The following is a 15,759-nucleotide window of genomic DNA, read 5'->3' on the forward strand; positions in this document are numbered from 1 at the left end:
GTGAAGACCAATATCGGCTTTGCGCTCTGCCCCCATCCAGCAGTTACTTTCGTCATAGCATGCACCAACGTATCGCTTGTCACTGAGATTACTAATGCTAAAGGTGATCCTGGCTTGCTCGTTGAGTTCATAATCAAAGGCGATGTCGAATAAGGTATAGGATGGCACGGTATCCGAGTTGTATTTACCAACATAAAAACTTTGAAAGACACCCACTGCTGTCCACGCCATGTCTTTGTTCCGCCAAAGCCGCCAAGCAGACTTCCAAAATGAGAATCTGCATTAGGCTGTGCTAAGTACAGGTATGCTAGATATTTCAAAGTGGTTACCGTTAAATTTGATGGGATTCTGACCAAATCCTAAGTTCATCTAAAATACTCAATGCGGTTTTGCCGAAATCGGTTAATTCATAAGTTACAGCAACTGGTCGGTCACTTATCACTTTTCTAAGTACCATTCCTTCACTTTCAAGTTCCTTTAGGCGTTGGTCGACCATTTTTTTGCTGGCACCGCCAAGCATACGAGTTAAGTCATTGAACCTTACTGGCTCATCTTTAAGGTGATAAATAATGGAACCTTTCCACTTTCCGCCAATTAAACGCATACCTTTTTCAATAGCGCAGGGTTCAGTGCATGCATTTAACACTTTTTTTCTACCTTTACTGTCTGTTTTTACGATACTTTCCATCAATCCTCCTAAAAAAACAACTAGGTTACTAAAAGTATACTAATTGCCAACTTAAATTAGGTAACTAAAATATACCACATATAGATTGAGTAGGAGAGTGTCTCTCTTACTTATTTTTGCTGAAATTTAGTTTGGAGTTGTTTTATGAGCACTACTGATCTTAAGAACGTATTAATTATTAATGGCCATCAATATTACCCATTCTCCGAAGGTAAGCTAAATGCAGCCTTAATTGATAAGGTAATAACTATGCTTGAAGATAAAGGTTATAACACGCGCGTAGTGACAATGAGTGATGGGTACGATGTGGAAGAACAATTGGCGCTTCATCAATGGGCAGACATTGTATTTTTGCAAACACCAATCAATTGGATGGGCGTGCCTTGGTCGTTTAAAAAGTATATGGATGAAGTATACACAGCAGGCATGGGGGGAGCTCTATGTGTTGGCGACGGTCGCACAGAAGAAGCACCAAAGAAAAACTATGGTATGGGTGGCACGTTGACCAACACCAAATATATGATGTCTCTCACCTTTAATGCGCCGGAAGAAGCCTTTAATGACCCAGATGAATTCTTCGACGGCAAGTCAGTCGACGATTTAATGTTCCCTATGCACATGAACTTCAAGTTCTTTGGTATGAAGCCAATGGAAACATTTGCGTGCTTTGATGTGATGAAAAATTCAGATGTTGAAAACGACTTCAAACGTTTTGAAGCGCACATTAACAAGCATTTTTAAGGGGCAGTCATGAGCGTTGAATATACTACTAAATTGCACGCGGGAGCTGATTTTCCTGTAATTGAAGCAAAGCTATTAAATGGTGATATTAAAAAGTTGTCTACGCCTGAAAATGGTTTGGACTGGAAAATGGTTGTGGTTTACAGGGGGCAGCACTGCCCACTTTGTACACGCTACTTAAACCAATTAGAAAGTGTAAAAGACCTACTCGCTGAAACTGGCGTAGACTTGATTGCCGTTTCTGGCGATAGCAAAGAACAACTGGACAGTCATATGCAAAGACTTGATGCGACGTTTCCTATCGCCTACGGTCTTACTGTTGAACAAATGGAAGAGCTTGGGTTGTATATATCAGATCCAAGATCACCTGAAGAAACTGATCATCCATTTGCTGAGCCGGGGCTATTTGTAGTCAATAGTGAAGGAAAAGTTCACGTAGCAGACATTTCAAACAACCCGTTTATAAGACCTGAACTTCAGTCACTGCTCAGTGGCTTAGATTGGATACGCAATCCTGCTAACAACTACCCTATTCGTGGTATGCATAAATAGGGGGGCTATGAAAAACGCTGTATTGCCGAGTGTTATTTCAGCCCTTTTGCTTGGCAATGCGGTGGCAGAAGACGCAATAGCCGAATCTGCTCATATCGTATCTCCAAACCAATATGAATTTATGCTAGAGAACCGAGAAGTTACCGTGCGTAAGGCGACACTTAAACTGTTTACTTCAAAAAAGGTGGCAAGGCGACAATAACAACGAGTGAAAAAGACACCCATTTTTAAACTGTAACGATACAGTGGGTGTCTTTATATGCCAACATGAAACTGTATCGTTTCAGCAAAGCTCAGAAATAATTAATGACCAAACTTAATGCGGATCCCTGCATTGATCGTAAATCCGTCGTTACGAGACCAAATATCAGTTGTCCATCGTCCACTCGGAGCCTGTTGAGTTAGCAATATTGGCTCTTCTTTAGTTTGCCGAACATTGAGCAAGTTCTCAGCATTTAAGAAGTAACTTACGTTACCAAGAGTGATTTGACCAAGTAAGCCTAAGTGCCAGTATGCGTCGCTTCTATCACGGTAAGGGTTATTTTCTAGATGCTGTGTACCAGTATAATAAGCTTCAAAGCCTAGTAGGTGACTGCCATGCTTCTCCCACATAATTACCGCACCAGCAGAATGTGTTGGTGTTAGGGTTAATGGAGTTCGGCCAGTGCCTAATCCGCTCAGTTTTGTTGCGTCAGTATATAAGTAGCTTCCAGTTATTTTGATGTCATGCCAGCGGTATCGCAAAAGCAATTCTGCGCCACGAATTTCGGTCTGGCCTGAGTTATTCACTAATCGAACGTGGTTATTTGTATTCGGGCTTTGGGCTTCGATGACCTCAAGTTCAGTGACATTGTCGACATCCGAGGCAAACAGGGTGACACTTGTTTCAATGTCATCAAATACATAGCTGAGATCAATAGATGCTGTAGTCGCCAGTTCCTCCTCTAAGTTACTGAAAGGCTCAAGGCGAGATAGGCCACTGTCTTCAATATCTTCAATAAAAGGTGTCGGCGCAAAGAAGCCTTGACCGTAGGAGCCGCGAATTGTCCAGCTGTTTGGATTGTACAAAATGGATGCGCGTGGACTAAACTGAGTGCCGTATTCACTGTGCCAATCGGTTCTGGCGCTTAATGATATTGAAACGTCTTTTTCTGTGTCATAGTCTATCTGTGAAAATAACCCAGGTACTTGATAGTTATAGTTAAACTCTGAAAAGTCATCAGACTCAAAGCGGTCAGACTGATAAGCTACTCCAACAAGCCAAGCAATAGCTTCACGATAACCCGATACACTAGATTCAAATAAGTAACTTTCATGGTTATCTGTTTCTTGAGTCATCCCATAAACATGGTCATGCTCCTGATGCATCGCTGAACCACGAACACTGAGGTTTATTTCTTCACTAAGTGGTTGGTCGAAAATAAAACCGCTATCTAACCTTAATGAGTCTTGGTGTTGAGGAAATGATTCGCCAGTAGGTAATGTATCCGTTTGTTGCGTACCACCTTCACGATTTTCTTTCATCGCACCAAACGTCCAATAGAGGTTGGCACCGTCTTCATCTTCCCAATAAAAACGTGGGCGAACGGTCGCGCGCTCATAGCCTGCTATATCAAGCCAGCCATCCTCATCTAAATCTTGCTGAGCTTGATGATGAAGTCCCAGAGTAATTGACGCACGAGTACTTGAGTTCAGTGGGGTTGCAAAATAGGAGGTAATATCTTGACCACTTTTTGATGTTGCATTGAGTAGCACTTCACCTTCAAATTCATCCCCTGGTGTACGAGAGATAAGATTAATCACCCCGCCTAAGGCTGATCCACCATACAAAGAAGAAGCTGATCCTTTGATAATTTCAACATTGGCTAAGTCGGTTGGAGGGATTTGAAGCAACCCAATTGACGCAGTTTGTCCACCATATAATGGCAAACCATCACTAAGTAGCTGGGTATAGCGACCATACAGGCTTTGCAATCTTATGTTGGCACTGCCTAAAGCAGGAGAGGTATTTTGTACTCGTACACCGCCAGTTTCAGCAACTAGCATAGAAATATTTCCGGGCCGCATTAAGGCTTTTTCTTGGATTTCTTCATTATTGATAATTTCAGTTCTAGTTGCCGATTCGTTCACGATCCGACCAAGTCGTGACGCGGTTACTTGAATTCTCTCTATTTTATTCTGGTTATGTTCGTCATGATGTTGGTGTTCTCCTGCATAAGATACAGACGGGCCAAGTAAGATAGCCAGCGCCACCTTTGAATATTGATTAAGCATGTTTTACCTCAGGTAATGCAAAACACTGCGAAGTTTTTTATTAGTTTAATACCAGCTCAAATTGAGGAGAAAACCTGACGCGAGCTACGTTAAAGGCTTATTATTTAGAACGACTAAATAATATTTTCGCCTTGCCCACATGGGTGTAGATACCTTGGCGATAGCAGGGTGCGGTAGCTGTGTTATCGACAAGATTTTTTCGCCTCAAAATAAACCGCTTAATTAAGTCAATTGGTATAACTTTCGCAGCATATAAATTAAATTTTTAGTAAGAATTTAGTTTGGCTGTAGCCTAAGCGGTAAAATAGGAGGCCGATAGAATGAGGTCGCAATACTATGAATATCTGGAGTCGGAGTCGATCGTACAGGACCACCAAAACGAATGAGTTCTGAGGAAATAGGGTTTATAGGAATGTATGCAAAGGTTGCACAGGTGTTTTCTGGGCAAATGCAATCGTTTTCGCAGCAATCTGTGTCACAACAATCATCTGCACCTTGCTGGTATTCGTTTTGAGATTCAAATGTGATTGATTGCGTGATAATAATGTCATCATCAGGTACAAAAAAGGGAGATGCTAATGCTTGCCCAACAAAGGCAACCAAGATTGTCATCATAATAAGTAGTTTTGACATTCCCTTACACATAATAATCTCAACTCGAAACTGCTGCACATTGTAGGGAATAATTTTATATAAGTGAAGCGTATCGGAGACGATAAATGAGCGCTGATTATAAAAGCCTGTGGCGTAGCGATACTAAAAAGTTAAGAAAGGCTGTTTATTATCCAATATGAACTCAGGTTTTGGGTCAAGGTGGAGTTATTCCACCTTTTTTGAAATACGTATAGCGACTTAAAAATTATGTAAATTAGAAAGTAAATTTCAGATCTCTAATAACTCTTGATTGGATACCTCTAATCAAGCTATTTTCTTTAAGTTCACCGTTAAAATGACCTGTTCTAACTCTCTGAATTTCCATGTCAAATTCACATGGTTTTGAAGTTGTAATCTGTTCTAGATCTATGAGGCCAGCGCTTTTTGCATTGAATGTATTGTTGGTCGAGTTTCCAAACTGTGTTGAGAAAGAGCCAGTCACTAACCCGCCCGTATTATTTGAACATGCATAGTTAACGATAAGGGATGCGTCACTAGCTGAGTCTATTCCATCAATATGAATTTCAATATTTTCATCATATCGAAAAGTTTTCTTTGCTTCGGGGGTAAGTACCAAAAAGCCCAAAGGAAGCTCAACAGACGCTGAAGCATTTGCTTCTTTCTTGCGATCTAACTGGATCGTATATAGGCTGTTACCAGTTACAACTGAGGATCTGCCCTCGTAATCAATATCTAGAATGTCAGTATCTTTAGTCAATTGGATTGTCTGACCATTTACGATCGCTCTTAGTGTATCGCCTTCGCTTAAGTTTACATTAGAGCCGAACGAGTCCCCGACGTTTAGCTCAGCCACAATTCGGGCTCTCTCTCCATTTGAAGTTATTGATATATCGGCACTAATTGCATTTGTTTTCAGCAGATCAGATTCTGTCTCAGATGTACAAGCCGTAAGCAATGTGCTGATACTGGCTGCGGTTATAAGTAACAGAGAAGATTTGGTTGATTTCATTTTTTACCCGTGATTCATTTAAAGGCAGATTTTCCAACTTAGAAACAGCGATGGCAAGTTAAAAAATGTAATAGGGTTGTACGGTAAAAGGAAATAATCACTGTTGTTTGCAGGGGGATTTAACAATTTTTTGGTATCTCAGTGCTATTTTCGTTTACGGGTCACGGGGTTTGTTTGAGCTGCTCGATGCGTTGCTCAAAGCTTGGGTGTGTGCTTAACCAACTATGCTGTTCGTCGCTTTCTTTTGCGAGTTTTTCGAATATAGAGATCATCGCATTACTATTACCATACAGCGCAATTAGCTTTTCTTGTGCGTACAAATCAGCCTCGAGCTCAGCTTGTTGAGAGTAACTTTGGTTGATACCTAACATTGCGCCTTGCATCATAAGATCTGATAGCGCAGAGATGTCACCCAATACGACACTCAAACTGACATATACAATAGACGAGCTTACAAGTGATTCCATTACGTGATTATGCTCCACATGACCAATCTCGTGGAGTAACACTGCACTAAGCTCTTGCTGAGTTGTTGCCAGTTCGACCATGTTGTCTGTGATCACAATGGTACCATTGGCCAGAGCCATGGCGTTGGCTTTATCTTTCCACTGCCTAAGTTCAAGTTTAAACTCACGTTCACTCGATGCATTGGCGTCAAGCAATGAGACAAATAGGGCTCGGGTCTCTTGCTGTTTGATTTCACTTAATTTTGATTCAGAGAATTCCGAATTATCCAGCTCGTTTAGGCTACCTTCGTCGATGAGTTGGTAGATTTGTTTGGGCAATGAGGCTGAGATTTCTTCAGCGAAGTAAGGCACACCTTTGGTATAAAACTGATAACCACTAAATAAAACGACCACAACCGTGGCCGCTATAATCCAAAGCCAATGAGTTTGCTTAGACTGTTTGATTCTGCTGTGTATCTTTGAGCTCATCTAGTACTTCTCGCATCACATCAATGTTGTATTTTCTCACTATTTTTTGGCTATTAAATAACTGAGGTAGCTCAATTAAACACACTAAAATTAGCAGTATCCAGCCATAAAAGAGAATAAACACAAGCCCTAATAGCATTAAAGTGAGGTTAATTGCACCTCGTGCTGTTTTTCCTAGATAAAAGTGATGTAAACCTGCGGCAAAAAAGTAATTGAGTACCGCGTAAGTATCAGGATCTTTTACTAGCTGTTCTTCCAGTTGGTAGTACTGCTTGCGCGCTTCAGGACTTAGCTGGGCAACTTGGTTTCTCAACGCTTCTTCTTGTTCTCTTAATGCTATTTCGTCCATGCAAACTCCTAGGATTAGGTTACGGTAGGGGATCTGACTTTACTTCAATACAATCTGGGTCATTGCAGCGCCTAATCCGACAAAAGCCGATACGCACGCCTTTAAAGAAGCCGTACTTTTCGATTGCTTGATAAGTATATTCAGAACATGACGGCGTAAAGTTACAACTTATATTGAAGTGGGCTTTTGCTCCACCATTCGCTTGATAGCGGCGAATGGCAGACAGAGCAAAGTGTTTAAGCACGCTTACGGCCCAGTGTTAAAATCACGGCTTCGCGGCTCCAAAATAACATAAAACGTTTGTTTTCGATAACTTGGAAAACAAGTTGCCAGCCATCTTGCGCTTCCATATTTAAAGTTGCTTCAAGCTTTTTTAACGGTAATCCACTTGAGCCAAGTAACAGTGTGCCGCAGCCACCTTCAACTACATGGATAACTTTATATTCGTCGTATTGGGTCATAATACATCCCTGATTTAATTAGAATAAGTGAGATTTAATTCTATAGTAGCCAAGTAATCGCGACAATAGCGATTTCGTTGTTATTTTTTTAATTACAACAAAGTTTGATATTACTCATGAATAAAGCAAGATGTTGCCCCAAGTGACCACTCTACAACGGCTTCAGCATGAAGTTTAGTCGTGTCATAAAGAGGGATTTGAGTATGCCCTTGCTGAACGAGCAAACCTATTTCTGTGCAGCCTAAAATAATCCCTTCAGCCCCTTGTTGATAGAGTGCGTCGATGATGTCTAGATAAGTTTGCCTTGAGCTTGCGTTGACTTCACCGCGACATAATTCGTCATAAATGATGTTGTGAACTAAAGCTTGTTGGTCCCCATCAGGTGTTATGACCTCAATGCCGTGAAGGTCTTGTAATCGTGCTTTATAAAAGTCTTGCTGCATCGTAAATCTCGTACCTAACAGCGCGATGCGTTTTACGCCGTCATCTTTAAGTCGCTTCGCGGTTGCGTCGGCAATATGCAGTACAGGCAATCCTGACGCTGCGCTAATTTCACCTGAAATTTTATGCATAGTATTGGTACAGATCACAATGGCATCAGAGCCTGCAAGCTTCAACGAAGTAGCCGCACCTGCTAAAATGGTGGTCATTTTCTGCCAATCACCAGCTGCTTGAAGCTTGGCAATTTCGGCAAAGTCGACGCTATACAAGCAAAGCTTGGCACTGTGTAGCCCGCCAAGCTCTGCTTTAACGGTTTGGTTGATAAGCTGGTAGTAGCTTTGTGTTGACTCCCAACTCATACCGCCAATTAGCCCAAGTTGTTTCATCATATTGACTCCCCTATTAGCCGTAAGACTAATATAGCGCATCTGATATTAATAGAATTACCGCTATAATTAATTTAATGGGTGAAAGAGCGTATCAGGTTCGTTAGAAGTTTTTCACTTAGAAGGGCTGAATAGTAAAGTGTTTGGCTTGACTATAGAAATGAAAGTACCTTGAGAGCTCAGAATGCGAGAGCGGAACGAAGAAAGTTATTTCCTGCTTCAAAGAGCACGTATTATTAATATAACTTGCCCATTTGCAAACTTGCTCAGACAAAGTGAAATTGTCACATTGTTAAAGTTGACAAAGTCATATTGGGTTATTAATGTTTCCTTTTTGAAAACAAAAAGGGAAAGTAAGAATGTTGGTTAAACTTTTCGCTACATTGGTGGCAAGCATAACGCTTCTATGTTCGGCTTCTGCAAACGCAGAAATTGCAGTGGGTGGCGGTTATCAATATGGTGGCGTACTTGGGCTAAACCTCTCGAAAACAACGGGTGACCATGTCATGTTTGCCTCAATAGGTTTAGTTGGAGGTGCCTTGGGTTATCAATACGTGCTTACTGCAGACCGTAAACACACGATAGGTTTAGTGTTAGGAAGTGAGGCAATAACAAGTGAAAAAGGCTTTGCTGCACTAACGTATAACTATTTTACTCAGGGGGCAGATAAACCAGGTTGGACTTGGGGTGGCAGCGCGGGTGTTAGGCGAGAGGATGAAGGCGGATCTTTTGCAAATATCGGCGACACTGATACAAAAGCGTTGGTTGGTCTTCATTTAGGCTATCGCTTCTAAGAAGATAAAGGGAGCTTTATATTGCTCCCTGTTACTTCAAGTTCGGTTGTGACTCCTGACGGCAAATGTGTTAACTCATTAGAGGTGTTACCTTCCGGTTTTTCTTACTCTTGTGTCTTTTGCGCTTTCTTTGCCACCATAAATATAGCCCGGTAAAACCAAGTAATACGGGGGCGAGTCCCATAATGCACCAAATTATTTTACTGGTAAGCCCTGCAAAGTGGCCAAAGTGGAGTTTTCTAAAACTGTCAATTACCCTGTCTAAAGTAGACGCCGTTCGAATATCGTAGGCAAAGGTTTGTTTACCAGATTGCGCATCAAAGCTAACCGTTGCTGCATAGTTACTAATGAACGGGTTGGCATCGGCCACGCTGCCAAAAATGGTAATGTTGGTTTGCTCTGGCTCAAATGGAAATAGCCAGTAGGTCGGTTTAAGTCCGTCAACCGCACGATGGCTTTGGGCCATCATGGCATCAAAATCTAATGCGTGGTTAAACATTGTGTGAGTGACAATATGGTGCTCATCTTCTTGATGCTCAAAAGCCTCGTGGTAATACTCCACTGCATTAAAGTAAACGCCAGTAATGCCAAGCGCGAGTAATACCGGCGCACTCCAAATACCAATTACCTTATGCAGGTCGCTCATAATGACGAGTCGAGGAGCTTGTCGTCTAAAGCTAAAGAATCGCCGCCAAAAGCGCCGATATATCACTAAGCCGGACACACCAAGCAAAGTAAAAAGTATGGCAACAACTAAACCGATAACGACACCCATGTGTGGAAAGGTTTTGCTCACATCATCAAGTAGTAAGGTGTAATGTAGGTGGAGAATAAAATCAGTAAAGTCGCTGTGAATACCCACAGGCTCGCTTAGCATTTTGCCTGCGTACGGATCTAGATACGTTTTAAACCACGTGTCTGTGCCATGCTTTAATAAATAGACTCGATCAGCTTCGTAGCCGTCATCGAATATTTCCCAGCTACCAATTTCATAATTTGGATGGGTGTCTGCGACATAGTTAACGAGCGCCTTCATGGGCTGACGTTGGACGTCTTGATCCTGGTAAGTCAATGTCGCTTGTGTTGGAAGTAATAGGCTATCTATCTCGAATTTAAACACCAACATGCTACCTGTGACTGACATAACGGCGAGCGGTAATATCGCGATTAATGCCATTGCACTGTGCCATTTAAATAGTGTTTTACGCATTGTTTTCCTTTGATTTAAAGCTAAATAAGAATGAACAAAGAGATGAATTAACAAGGACACCCACCTTAATGCTTGCAGGCGCATTAAGGTGGGTGTCCGTTTAAATCTTTCAGTCTATGTCCTTCCGTAAACTCTCCTATATGAGTGACTAAAAGCGGTAGTGAAGACCAATATCGGCTTTGCGCTCAGCACCCATCCAGCAGTTGCTTTCGTCATAACATGCGCCAACGTAACGCTTGTCACTGAGGTTACTAATGCTAAAGGTGATCCTGGCTTGCTCGCTGAGTTCATAATCAAAGGCGATGTCGAATAAGGTATAGGATGGCACGGTATCTGAGTTGTATTTGCCAACATAACTCTCGCCAACATACCGAGCGCCAACACTTACTTTAAGTGTGTCTAGCAGGCTTGGATAATAGTTCAACCAAAGCGATGCGGTGTTATCTGCAACCCACACTAAGCGTTTCCCCACCAAATCTTGGTCTAATTCATTTTTAGTGACTTTCTGGTCTAGATGCGTGGCATTGAACTGCACATCAACTTGTTCATTAAAGGTGTGAGAAGCCTCAAGCTCAATACCTTTGGACTGGATTTCACCGGCTTGAGTTTTCGTGACAAAATCTTTGCTGTTAATGATTTCGTTCTGCTTGGTGAGATCGAATAGCGCAAATGTTAGCTGTGTATCGCGAGATTGATATTTAACGCCAAGTTCCCATTGTTCTGCTTCAGTTGGCTTGAAGGCTTGTTGAGTTACGCTATCTTCTCCTGCAACGGGTTCAAATGACTGACTATAGCTCACGTAAGGTCGCCAACCAGAATCCAGCTGATAAAGTGCGGCAATTCTTCCGGTGAGTTGGGTGTCATCAATATTTGATTCCGTTTGCCACTCGGTGCCTGCGTAGTTTTTATCAGCAATAACATCACTGGTGAAACTGTCGTATCTAAGACCAGCCAATAGAGTTAGCGCTGATATTGTCACTTCGTCTTGGACGTAAAGCGCGCGGTTACTTTGTTCAATATCGTGCGCTTCGGTATAAAAGTTAAGTGGTAAAGCGCTTATATCAAACGCTGCATAATTGGGCGCTGCTAGATTAATACTTGGTGTGTCTGTCCCGAGTGTATCCCAATATCCTACGGTTGAGCTTAAGCTTTTGTATTCAAAACCCAAGAGCAAGTGATGTGATGAATTGCCAACGGTAAAGTGAGTAGACAATTGGTTGTCTAAAACATAGCCATGTTGCGTTTCATCGGTTTTATATGCTGCACGGGCAAGTATGGTATCGCTATCTGCTATTAAATTTTGGTTGTAGGTATTTTGCTGCAGGCCTTCTGCATCGGTGTAACGCCAGTTGGCAAACAAAGACCAATTGTCAGACAAACTGTGTTCCAGCTTTAGCCCTGCCATTAGCGTTGTCCTATCAAAATTAGCCCAATTGATATCGCCTGCAAATGCATCGGCATCTAGATAACCGTAACTTGCACGCGTGAGCGTACCAACACTATGTAAGGGAGTAGAAGGTATGGCTTTGGGATCGTCTTGGTAATAAAGCTGTGCAGTTAACGCCGTATCATGGTTCGGTTGCCAGCGCAGTGAGGGTGCAAATACAGCGCGTTCTTCTTCCGTTGTTTTTTGCTGGCCATCACTTGTTCTTGATAGCGCAATGGCACGATAGCTCAATTCATCAGAGATAACACCGCCATGGTCAACGCCGATTTCTTTGAGCGCTCTGCTACCTACTCTCAGACGAACCTGTGTTTGCTCAGTGCCGTTAGCAAGCTTTGCGATTTGGTTCACCATGCCACCTGGCGGTGCTGAGCCATAAAGCACTGATGCTGGGCCTTTTAGCACCTCAATGGTTTCGGTGGCAAAGGCATCAACTTGAGGGTATAAATTCCAAAGGTTATTGGATTGCAGTTCTAGGCCATCGTAATAGTTTCGATAAGATTCAAAACCGCGAATAGTGTATTGGTCAAAAATGGTGACTGTACTGCGGCTTTCTGGTGTGATACCTGAAACATAGCGTAACGCAGCATTGACCGAGTCAGCTTGACGTAGCTGCAGGGTATCTTGATCTATATGAGAAATAGAAAAGGGCGCGTTGATTGGTGCTAAAGACGACTTTGTTCCGGTACTTTTATATTGGCTACCTTGAACTTCTATCCTTTCTAACTCATCTTTTTGGCCTTCATTGGCGCTGGTGGTTTGAGAAAGCAGTGAGAGGCACATTGCAGCATAGAGCGTGTTAATTTTCATTGTTCTACTACTATGGATAATGAGAGTGATTCTTATTATATATATTTGCACGGTTCAGTTTTGTCTAAGAGTGCACTCGTTGTGAAATTTGCTTGGGTGAAAGAGAAAATAATTGCTTAAAACGACGGCTGAAGTGCGCCTGATTTTTAAATCCGCTATCAATAGCGATTTGATTTAATGATGCAGAGCTATTAAGTAACTCAAAATAAGCATGAGTGAGCCTAGTGCGGATAAGATATTCACTGGCACTCAGATCAGACGCGGCAAATAGTTTGTGAATATAACGTTTTGACCAGCCTGAATGGTCACATAGCATGTCGATACAAAATGCTTCATCATTTGCATGTGTAGAGATGAGCTGTTTTAACTCCGCTAGCGGCGACCTTGGTAATTGGGTCGGCTGGCAAGCACTTAGATGCAATACAATTTCATCTTCTAGCCATTTTGCCGCTGTTAAATTTAACGTTGTGGCGGTTAAGGCGCTTTTGAATAATGTTGCTAGGCCAAAGGGAATGGTCAGCGCTTGACCATGCTGAAGTCGTTTGCCGGTTCGAGAGGCTAGCCAATTGATTGGAAAGTTGAAGCTAACAGCGAGGTATTGTGTAGGAAGGTGAAACACATGTTTTTGATTTGCTTCAAGATAGATTAGCTGCGTTAGATCAGCACGCTGTAAAGACTGTTCAGTCAACCACCAACCACTTCCTTCAGTGATAAGGATCAAACTACCATAGTTTTCAGGCATCATCGCCGCAGTTTGCGCAGAGCGATGGTAAATAATACCATCGAGTTTTACTTGCGAGATGCTACTACAGATGAGTGGTACTTCGTTGTGTAGCTCACCGTCAGATACATGGTCATAAAACCCTTGATGTAATAATTGGCTGTAAAGATCTAATACAATACTCATTAAAAACAAAAATGGCGGCTCAAACGAGCCACCACTGTACTTGTTTTTTCAATAAACCCCAAACGAAATGAGATTTATTTGTAACTAATTTAGTTTAGTGGCTCGCAACAAGTGTTACGCCAGAGAAGCTAGAGTAGCCACGCAATTTGATGTAATAGGTTGCGCCTTGGCCTGAACTTAAACTACAAGACTCGTTATTACCATTTAAGAACGGACGACAGTCATAGGTTGATGTCGTAGGCGCTGCACCTTTACGAACATACAAATCTGCATCGCCAGAGCCGCCAGAACTTGCTACTGTTAATGTTACATTGGCCGGGACGTCAATGGTGTATAGCAACTCTTGGCCAGATGAACCAGCCAAACCACTTACTGGAATGCCATTTTCTAAGCAGTTGCTACCACAGCCGCCAGGATCTGATGAATAAGTGCCTGTGAGCGTTGCATTTGCATACGCAGAGTAACCATTTAGCATCACGTACCAATCACCAGCAGTCGGATTAGTGAAATCGCATGATTCATTGTTACCGTTTTTATAAGGGCGGCAAGCGTAACTATTCAGCGTTGGTTGTGTGCCTTGCTGTACATACAGGTCGGCATCACCAGTACCACCAGCAAGTGAGAAGTTCAGTGCGCTTGCGCCTGCTGGAACAACCAACTTATAGAAGGTTTGCTGACCAGATGCACCAGATGCGCTGACGCCTTGGCCGTTAACTAACTCTGTGATTGGATCAGGATCTGGGTCCGGATCCGTACCACCTGCGAGCGTGTATAGTAGTTCATTAGGCGAACCGCTTTGTGGATTAGAGACTTTACCTTTTGATGAGCGTTGGCTCAGCAAGCTATCAATTTGTGATGGGCTTAGACTTGGGTTTTCATCCAAATATAGCGCAACAGCACCCGCAACGTGCGGTGCGGCCATCGAAGTACCACTGATGGTGTTGGTTGATGTATCTGAGTTATACCAAGCTGAAGTAATACTTGAACCCGGCGCATAAATATCTAGACAGTTCCCATAGTTTGAGAAGCTTGAGCGGGCATCGCTGCTGGTGGTTGAACCCACAGTGATTGCATCAGCTGCACGTGCAGGTGAGTAATTACAGGCATTGCTATTGTCATTACCCGCCGCAACAACAAAGCTAACGCCTGAGGCAACTGCGTTATTTACTGCGTCATCAACCGCTTGAGAAACACCACCACCCAAACTCATGTTAGCAACGGATGGGCCTGATGCATTGTTTTTAACCCAATCGATACCAGAGATAACGCCTGAATATGAACCCGAGCCGTTACAACCCAATACTCTTACGCCAACGATATTGACGTTTTTCGCTACCCCATATTCACCGCCACCGATTGTGCCAGCAACATGGGTACCATGACCGTTACAGTCTGTTGCATCATTGTCATTATCAACAAAATCATAACCATGTGATGCACGGTTACCAAATTCATTGTGGCTAATGCGAACACCTGTATCGATAACATAGGCCGTTACGCCAGTACCATCAAAATCATAATGGTAGTTTGAGTTTAGTGGTAGATTACGTTGATCTACGCGATCTAAACCCCAAGTTGGATTAGCTTGGTCGCCGCTTGCTGTGATAGCGGGGGTCACTGTAACCATTTGGTCTTGTTCGATATAGTCAATATTAGGGTTATTAAGAAGCCCTTTTAGTTGTTTTGCAGATGCATTAATGACCACACCATTTAGTACACCACCAAATTCTTTTGTAATGCTTACGTTATGTTTGTTTTCTAACGCTTTTGCCTGCTTATTAGCGAAGGCCGCAATTGCTTTGCTGTTTTGAACGTTAAGGACTGAAGGGGTGCTAAATACAACGATGTATTGATCTTTAATTGCTTTGTTTGATTCTACGTTAAGTATTTTAGCGGCTTGTGCGTTGACTGAAGTCAAACCCGCTAATACTGCAAAACTAATAGCACTTAATTTACGCATTTTGTTGTTCCTTGCATGTTGTTTTGTTTAATTGTGTTTACCAATCTCAAGGTTATGAACTTATCTAGCTGCTGTAGACGCGTTATTCACCAAAGTTCAACGCTTGGTTGCGTTTGTTTTAAGTTAATGAACAACACCAGCTAAATGAAAATTGCACATAATTTCGACTGGTTACACTAGGAT

At 42.4% G+C, this 15,759-nt stretch carries 18 protein-coding genes and 1 pseudogene; 4 read left to right on the forward strand and 15 right to left on the reverse strand.

The window, feature by feature from the left end:
• From L1D50_RS14240 to L1D50_RS14250, 3 genes and pseudogenes are all read right to left on the reverse strand, one after another.
• A partial coding sequence (locus L1D50_RS14240; protein ID WP_239966265.1) for a TonB-dependent receptor occupies nt 1–231 on the reverse strand: 231 nt, incomplete at its 3' end.
• A gap of 8 nt (nt 232–239) precedes the next feature.
• Nucleotides 240–320, reverse strand: a pseudogene (locus tag L1D50_RS14245) (DUF479 domain-containing protein); the annotation flags it as partial.
• An 11-nt stretch (nt 321–331) separates the two neighbouring features.
• A complete protein-coding gene (locus tag L1D50_RS14250; RefSeq protein ID WP_138524369.1) occupies nt 332–688 on the reverse strand; it encodes a helix-turn-helix domain-containing protein in 357 nt (118 codons plus the stop codon).
• A gap of 144 nt (nt 689–832) precedes the next feature.
• On the opposite strand from L1D50_RS14250, the gene L1D50_RS14255 reads away from it, so the two are divergent.
• The 3 genes from L1D50_RS14255 to L1D50_RS14265 are packed head-to-tail and all read left to right on the forward strand — an operon-like array spanning nt 833 to nt 2,183.
• On the forward strand, nt 833–1,429 hold the full coding sequence (locus tag L1D50_RS14255) for an NAD(P)H-dependent oxidoreductase (protein WP_239966266.1): 597 nt from the start codon (nt 833–835) through the stop codon (nt 1,427–1,429).
• Nucleotides 1,430–1,438: 9 nt separating this feature from the next.
• On the forward strand, nt 1,439–1,981 hold the full coding sequence (locus L1D50_RS14260) for a peroxiredoxin-like family protein (RefSeq protein ID WP_128727411.1): 543 nt from the start codon (nt 1,439–1,441) through the stop codon (nt 1,979–1,981).
• 7 nt (nt 1,982–1,988) lie between these two features.
• On the forward strand, nt 1,989–2,183 hold the full coding sequence (locus L1D50_RS14265) for a hypothetical protein (protein WP_235956709.1): 195 nt from the start codon (nt 1,989–1,991) through the stop codon (nt 2,181–2,183).
• A gap of 101 nt (nt 2,184–2,284) precedes the next feature.
• Here the strand turns inward: L1D50_RS14265 and L1D50_RS14270 are convergent, their stop codons facing one another.
• From L1D50_RS14270 to L1D50_RS14305, 8 genes are all read right to left on the reverse strand, one after another.
• Complete coding sequence (locus L1D50_RS14270) at nt 2,285–4,255, reverse strand: TonB-dependent receptor (protein WP_239966267.1); 1,971 nt, start codon at nt 4,253–4,255, stop codon at nt 2,285–2,287.
• A gap of 276 nt (nt 4,256–4,531) precedes the next feature.
• A complete protein-coding gene (locus L1D50_RS14275; RefSeq protein WP_128727409.1) occupies nt 4,532–4,888 on the reverse strand; it encodes a hypothetical protein in 357 nt (118 codons plus the stop codon).
• A 235-nt stretch (nt 4,889–5,123) separates the two neighbouring features.
• Entirely contained in the window at nt 5,124–5,879 is a 756-nt protein-coding gene (locus tag L1D50_RS14280) for a hypothetical protein (RefSeq protein ID WP_128727408.1), read from the reverse strand.
• Nucleotides 5,880–6,040: 161 nt separating this feature from the next.
• Nucleotides 6,041–6,814, reverse strand: coding sequence for a M48 family metallopeptidase (locus tag L1D50_RS14285; RefSeq protein ID WP_239966268.1), 774 nt, complete (start codon nt 6,812–6,814; stop codon nt 6,041–6,043).
• Nucleotides 6,777–7,163 carry a TM2 domain-containing protein gene (locus L1D50_RS14290; protein ID WP_138524373.1) on the reverse strand — a complete coding sequence of 129 codons (387 nt, stop codon included), beginning with the start codon at nt 7,161–7,163 and terminating at the stop codon, nt 6,777–6,779. The genes L1D50_RS14285 and L1D50_RS14290 overlap by 38 nt, the downstream gene beginning before the upstream one ends.
• Nucleotides 7,164–7,182: 19 nt before the next feature.
• Entirely contained in the window at nt 7,183–7,407 is a 225-nt protein-coding gene (gene yidD / locus L1D50_RS14295; RefSeq protein ID WP_138524375.1) for a membrane protein insertion efficiency factor YidD, read from the reverse strand.
• Complete coding sequence (locus L1D50_RS14300) at nt 7,400–7,624, reverse strand: DUF4177 domain-containing protein (protein WP_010369821.1); 225 nt, start codon at nt 7,622–7,624, stop codon at nt 7,400–7,402. Before L1D50_RS14300 ends, yidD begins: the two co-directional genes overlap by 8 nt.
• Before the next feature lie 110 nt (nt 7,625–7,734).
• Nucleotides 7,735–8,451, reverse strand: coding sequence for an aspartate/glutamate racemase family protein (locus L1D50_RS14305; RefSeq protein ID WP_128727549.1), 717 nt, complete (start codon nt 8,449–8,451; stop codon nt 7,735–7,737).
• A gap of 359 nt (nt 8,452–8,810) precedes the next feature.
• Between L1D50_RS14305 and L1D50_RS14310 the strand changes: the two genes are divergently transcribed.
• Nucleotides 8,811–9,245, forward strand: coding sequence for a hypothetical protein (locus tag L1D50_RS14310; RefSeq protein ID WP_239966269.1), 435 nt, complete (start codon nt 8,811–8,813; stop codon nt 9,243–9,245).
• 70 nt (nt 9,246–9,315) lie between these two features.
• Here L1D50_RS14310 and L1D50_RS14315 read toward each other — a convergent pair whose 3' ends face one another.
• From L1D50_RS14315 to L1D50_RS14330, 4 genes are all read right to left on the reverse strand, one after another.
• Nucleotides 9,316–10,455, reverse strand: a complete 1,140-nt coding sequence (locus L1D50_RS14315) for a PepSY-associated TM helix domain-containing protein (protein WP_128727403.1) — start codon at nt 10,453–10,455, stop codon at nt 9,316–9,318.
• Between the two features lie 148 nt (nt 10,456–10,603).
• Complete coding sequence (locus L1D50_RS14320) at nt 10,604–12,709, reverse strand: TonB-dependent siderophore receptor (RefSeq protein ID WP_239966270.1); 2,106 nt, start codon at nt 12,707–12,709, stop codon at nt 10,604–10,606.
• Between the two features lie 64 nt (nt 12,710–12,773).
• Nucleotides 12,774–13,616 carry a helix-turn-helix transcriptional regulator gene (locus tag L1D50_RS14325; protein ID WP_239966271.1) on the reverse strand — a complete coding sequence of 281 codons (843 nt, stop codon included), beginning with the start codon at nt 13,614–13,616 and terminating at the stop codon, nt 12,774–12,776.
• A gap of 94 nt (nt 13,617–13,710) precedes the next feature.
• Entirely contained in the window at nt 13,711–15,576 is a 1,866-nt protein-coding gene (locus L1D50_RS14330; RefSeq protein ID WP_239966272.1) for a S8 family serine peptidase, read from the reverse strand.
• Nucleotides 15,577–15,759: the final 183 nt, after the last annotated feature.

The sequence above is a fragment of the Pseudoalteromonas sp. Isolate6 genome, assembly GCF_022398435.1.
GTDB lineage: Bacteria > Pseudomonadota > Gammaproteobacteria > Enterobacterales > Alteromonadaceae > Pseudoalteromonas > Pseudoalteromonas galatheae.

Bases quoted from the DNA above. Each gene is read 5' to 3' on its own strand.
- L1D50_RS14270 (WP_239966267.1), bottom strand. From the start codon at position 4,255: ATGCTTAATCAATATTCAAAGGTGGCGCTGGCTATCTTACTTGGCCCG.
- L1D50_RS14250 (WP_138524369.1), bottom strand. From the start codon at position 688: ATGGAAAGTATCGTAAAAACAGACAGTAAAGGTAGAAAAAAAGTGTTA.
- L1D50_RS14300 (WP_010369821.1), bottom strand. From the start codon at position 7,624: ATGACCCAATACGACGAATATAAAGTTATCCATGTAGTTGAAGGTGGC.
- L1D50_RS14275 (WP_128727409.1), bottom strand. From the start codon at position 4,888: ATGTCAAAACTACTTATTATGATGACAATCTTGGTTGCCTTTGTTGGG.
- L1D50_RS14290 (WP_138524373.1), bottom strand. From the start codon at position 7,163: ATGGACGAAATAGCATTAAGAGAACAAGAAGAAGCGTTGAGAAACCAA.
- L1D50_RS14265 (WP_235956709.1), top strand. From the start codon at position 1,989: ATGAAAAACGCTGTATTGCCGAGTGTTATTTCAGCCCTTTTGCTTGGC.
- L1D50_RS14325 (WP_239966271.1), bottom strand. From the start codon at position 13,616: ATGAGTATTGTATTAGATCTTTACAGCCAATTATTACATCAAGGGTTT.
- L1D50_RS14305 (WP_128727549.1), bottom strand. From the start codon at position 8,451: ATGAAACAACTTGGGCTAATTGGCGGTATGAGTTGGGAGTCAACACAA.
- L1D50_RS14330 (WP_239966272.1), bottom strand. From the start codon at position 15,576: ATGCGTAAATTAAGTGCTATTAGTTTTGCAGTATTAGCGGGTTTGACT.
- L1D50_RS14285 (WP_239966268.1), bottom strand. From the start codon at position 6,814: ATGAGCTCAAAGATACACAGCAGAATCAAACAGTCTAAGCAAACTCAT.
- L1D50_RS14260 (WP_128727411.1), top strand. From the start codon at position 1,439: ATGAGCGTTGAATATACTACTAAATTGCACGCGGGAGCTGATTTTCCT.
- L1D50_RS14320 (WP_239966270.1), bottom strand. From the start codon at position 12,709: ATGAAAATTAACACGCTCTATGCTGCAATGTGCCTCTCACTGCTTTCT.
- L1D50_RS14255 (WP_239966266.1), top strand. From the start codon at position 833: ATGAGCACTACTGATCTTAAGAACGTATTAATTATTAATGGCCATCAA.
- L1D50_RS14310 (WP_239966269.1), top strand. From the start codon at position 8,811: ATGTTGGTTAAACTTTTCGCTACATTGGTGGCAAGCATAACGCTTCTA.
- L1D50_RS14315 (WP_128727403.1), bottom strand. From the start codon at position 10,455: ATGCGTAAAACACTATTTAAATGGCACAGTGCAATGGCATTAATCGCG.
- L1D50_RS14280 (WP_128727408.1), bottom strand. From the start codon at position 5,879: ATGAAATCAACCAAATCTTCTCTGTTACTTATAACCGCAGCCAGTATC.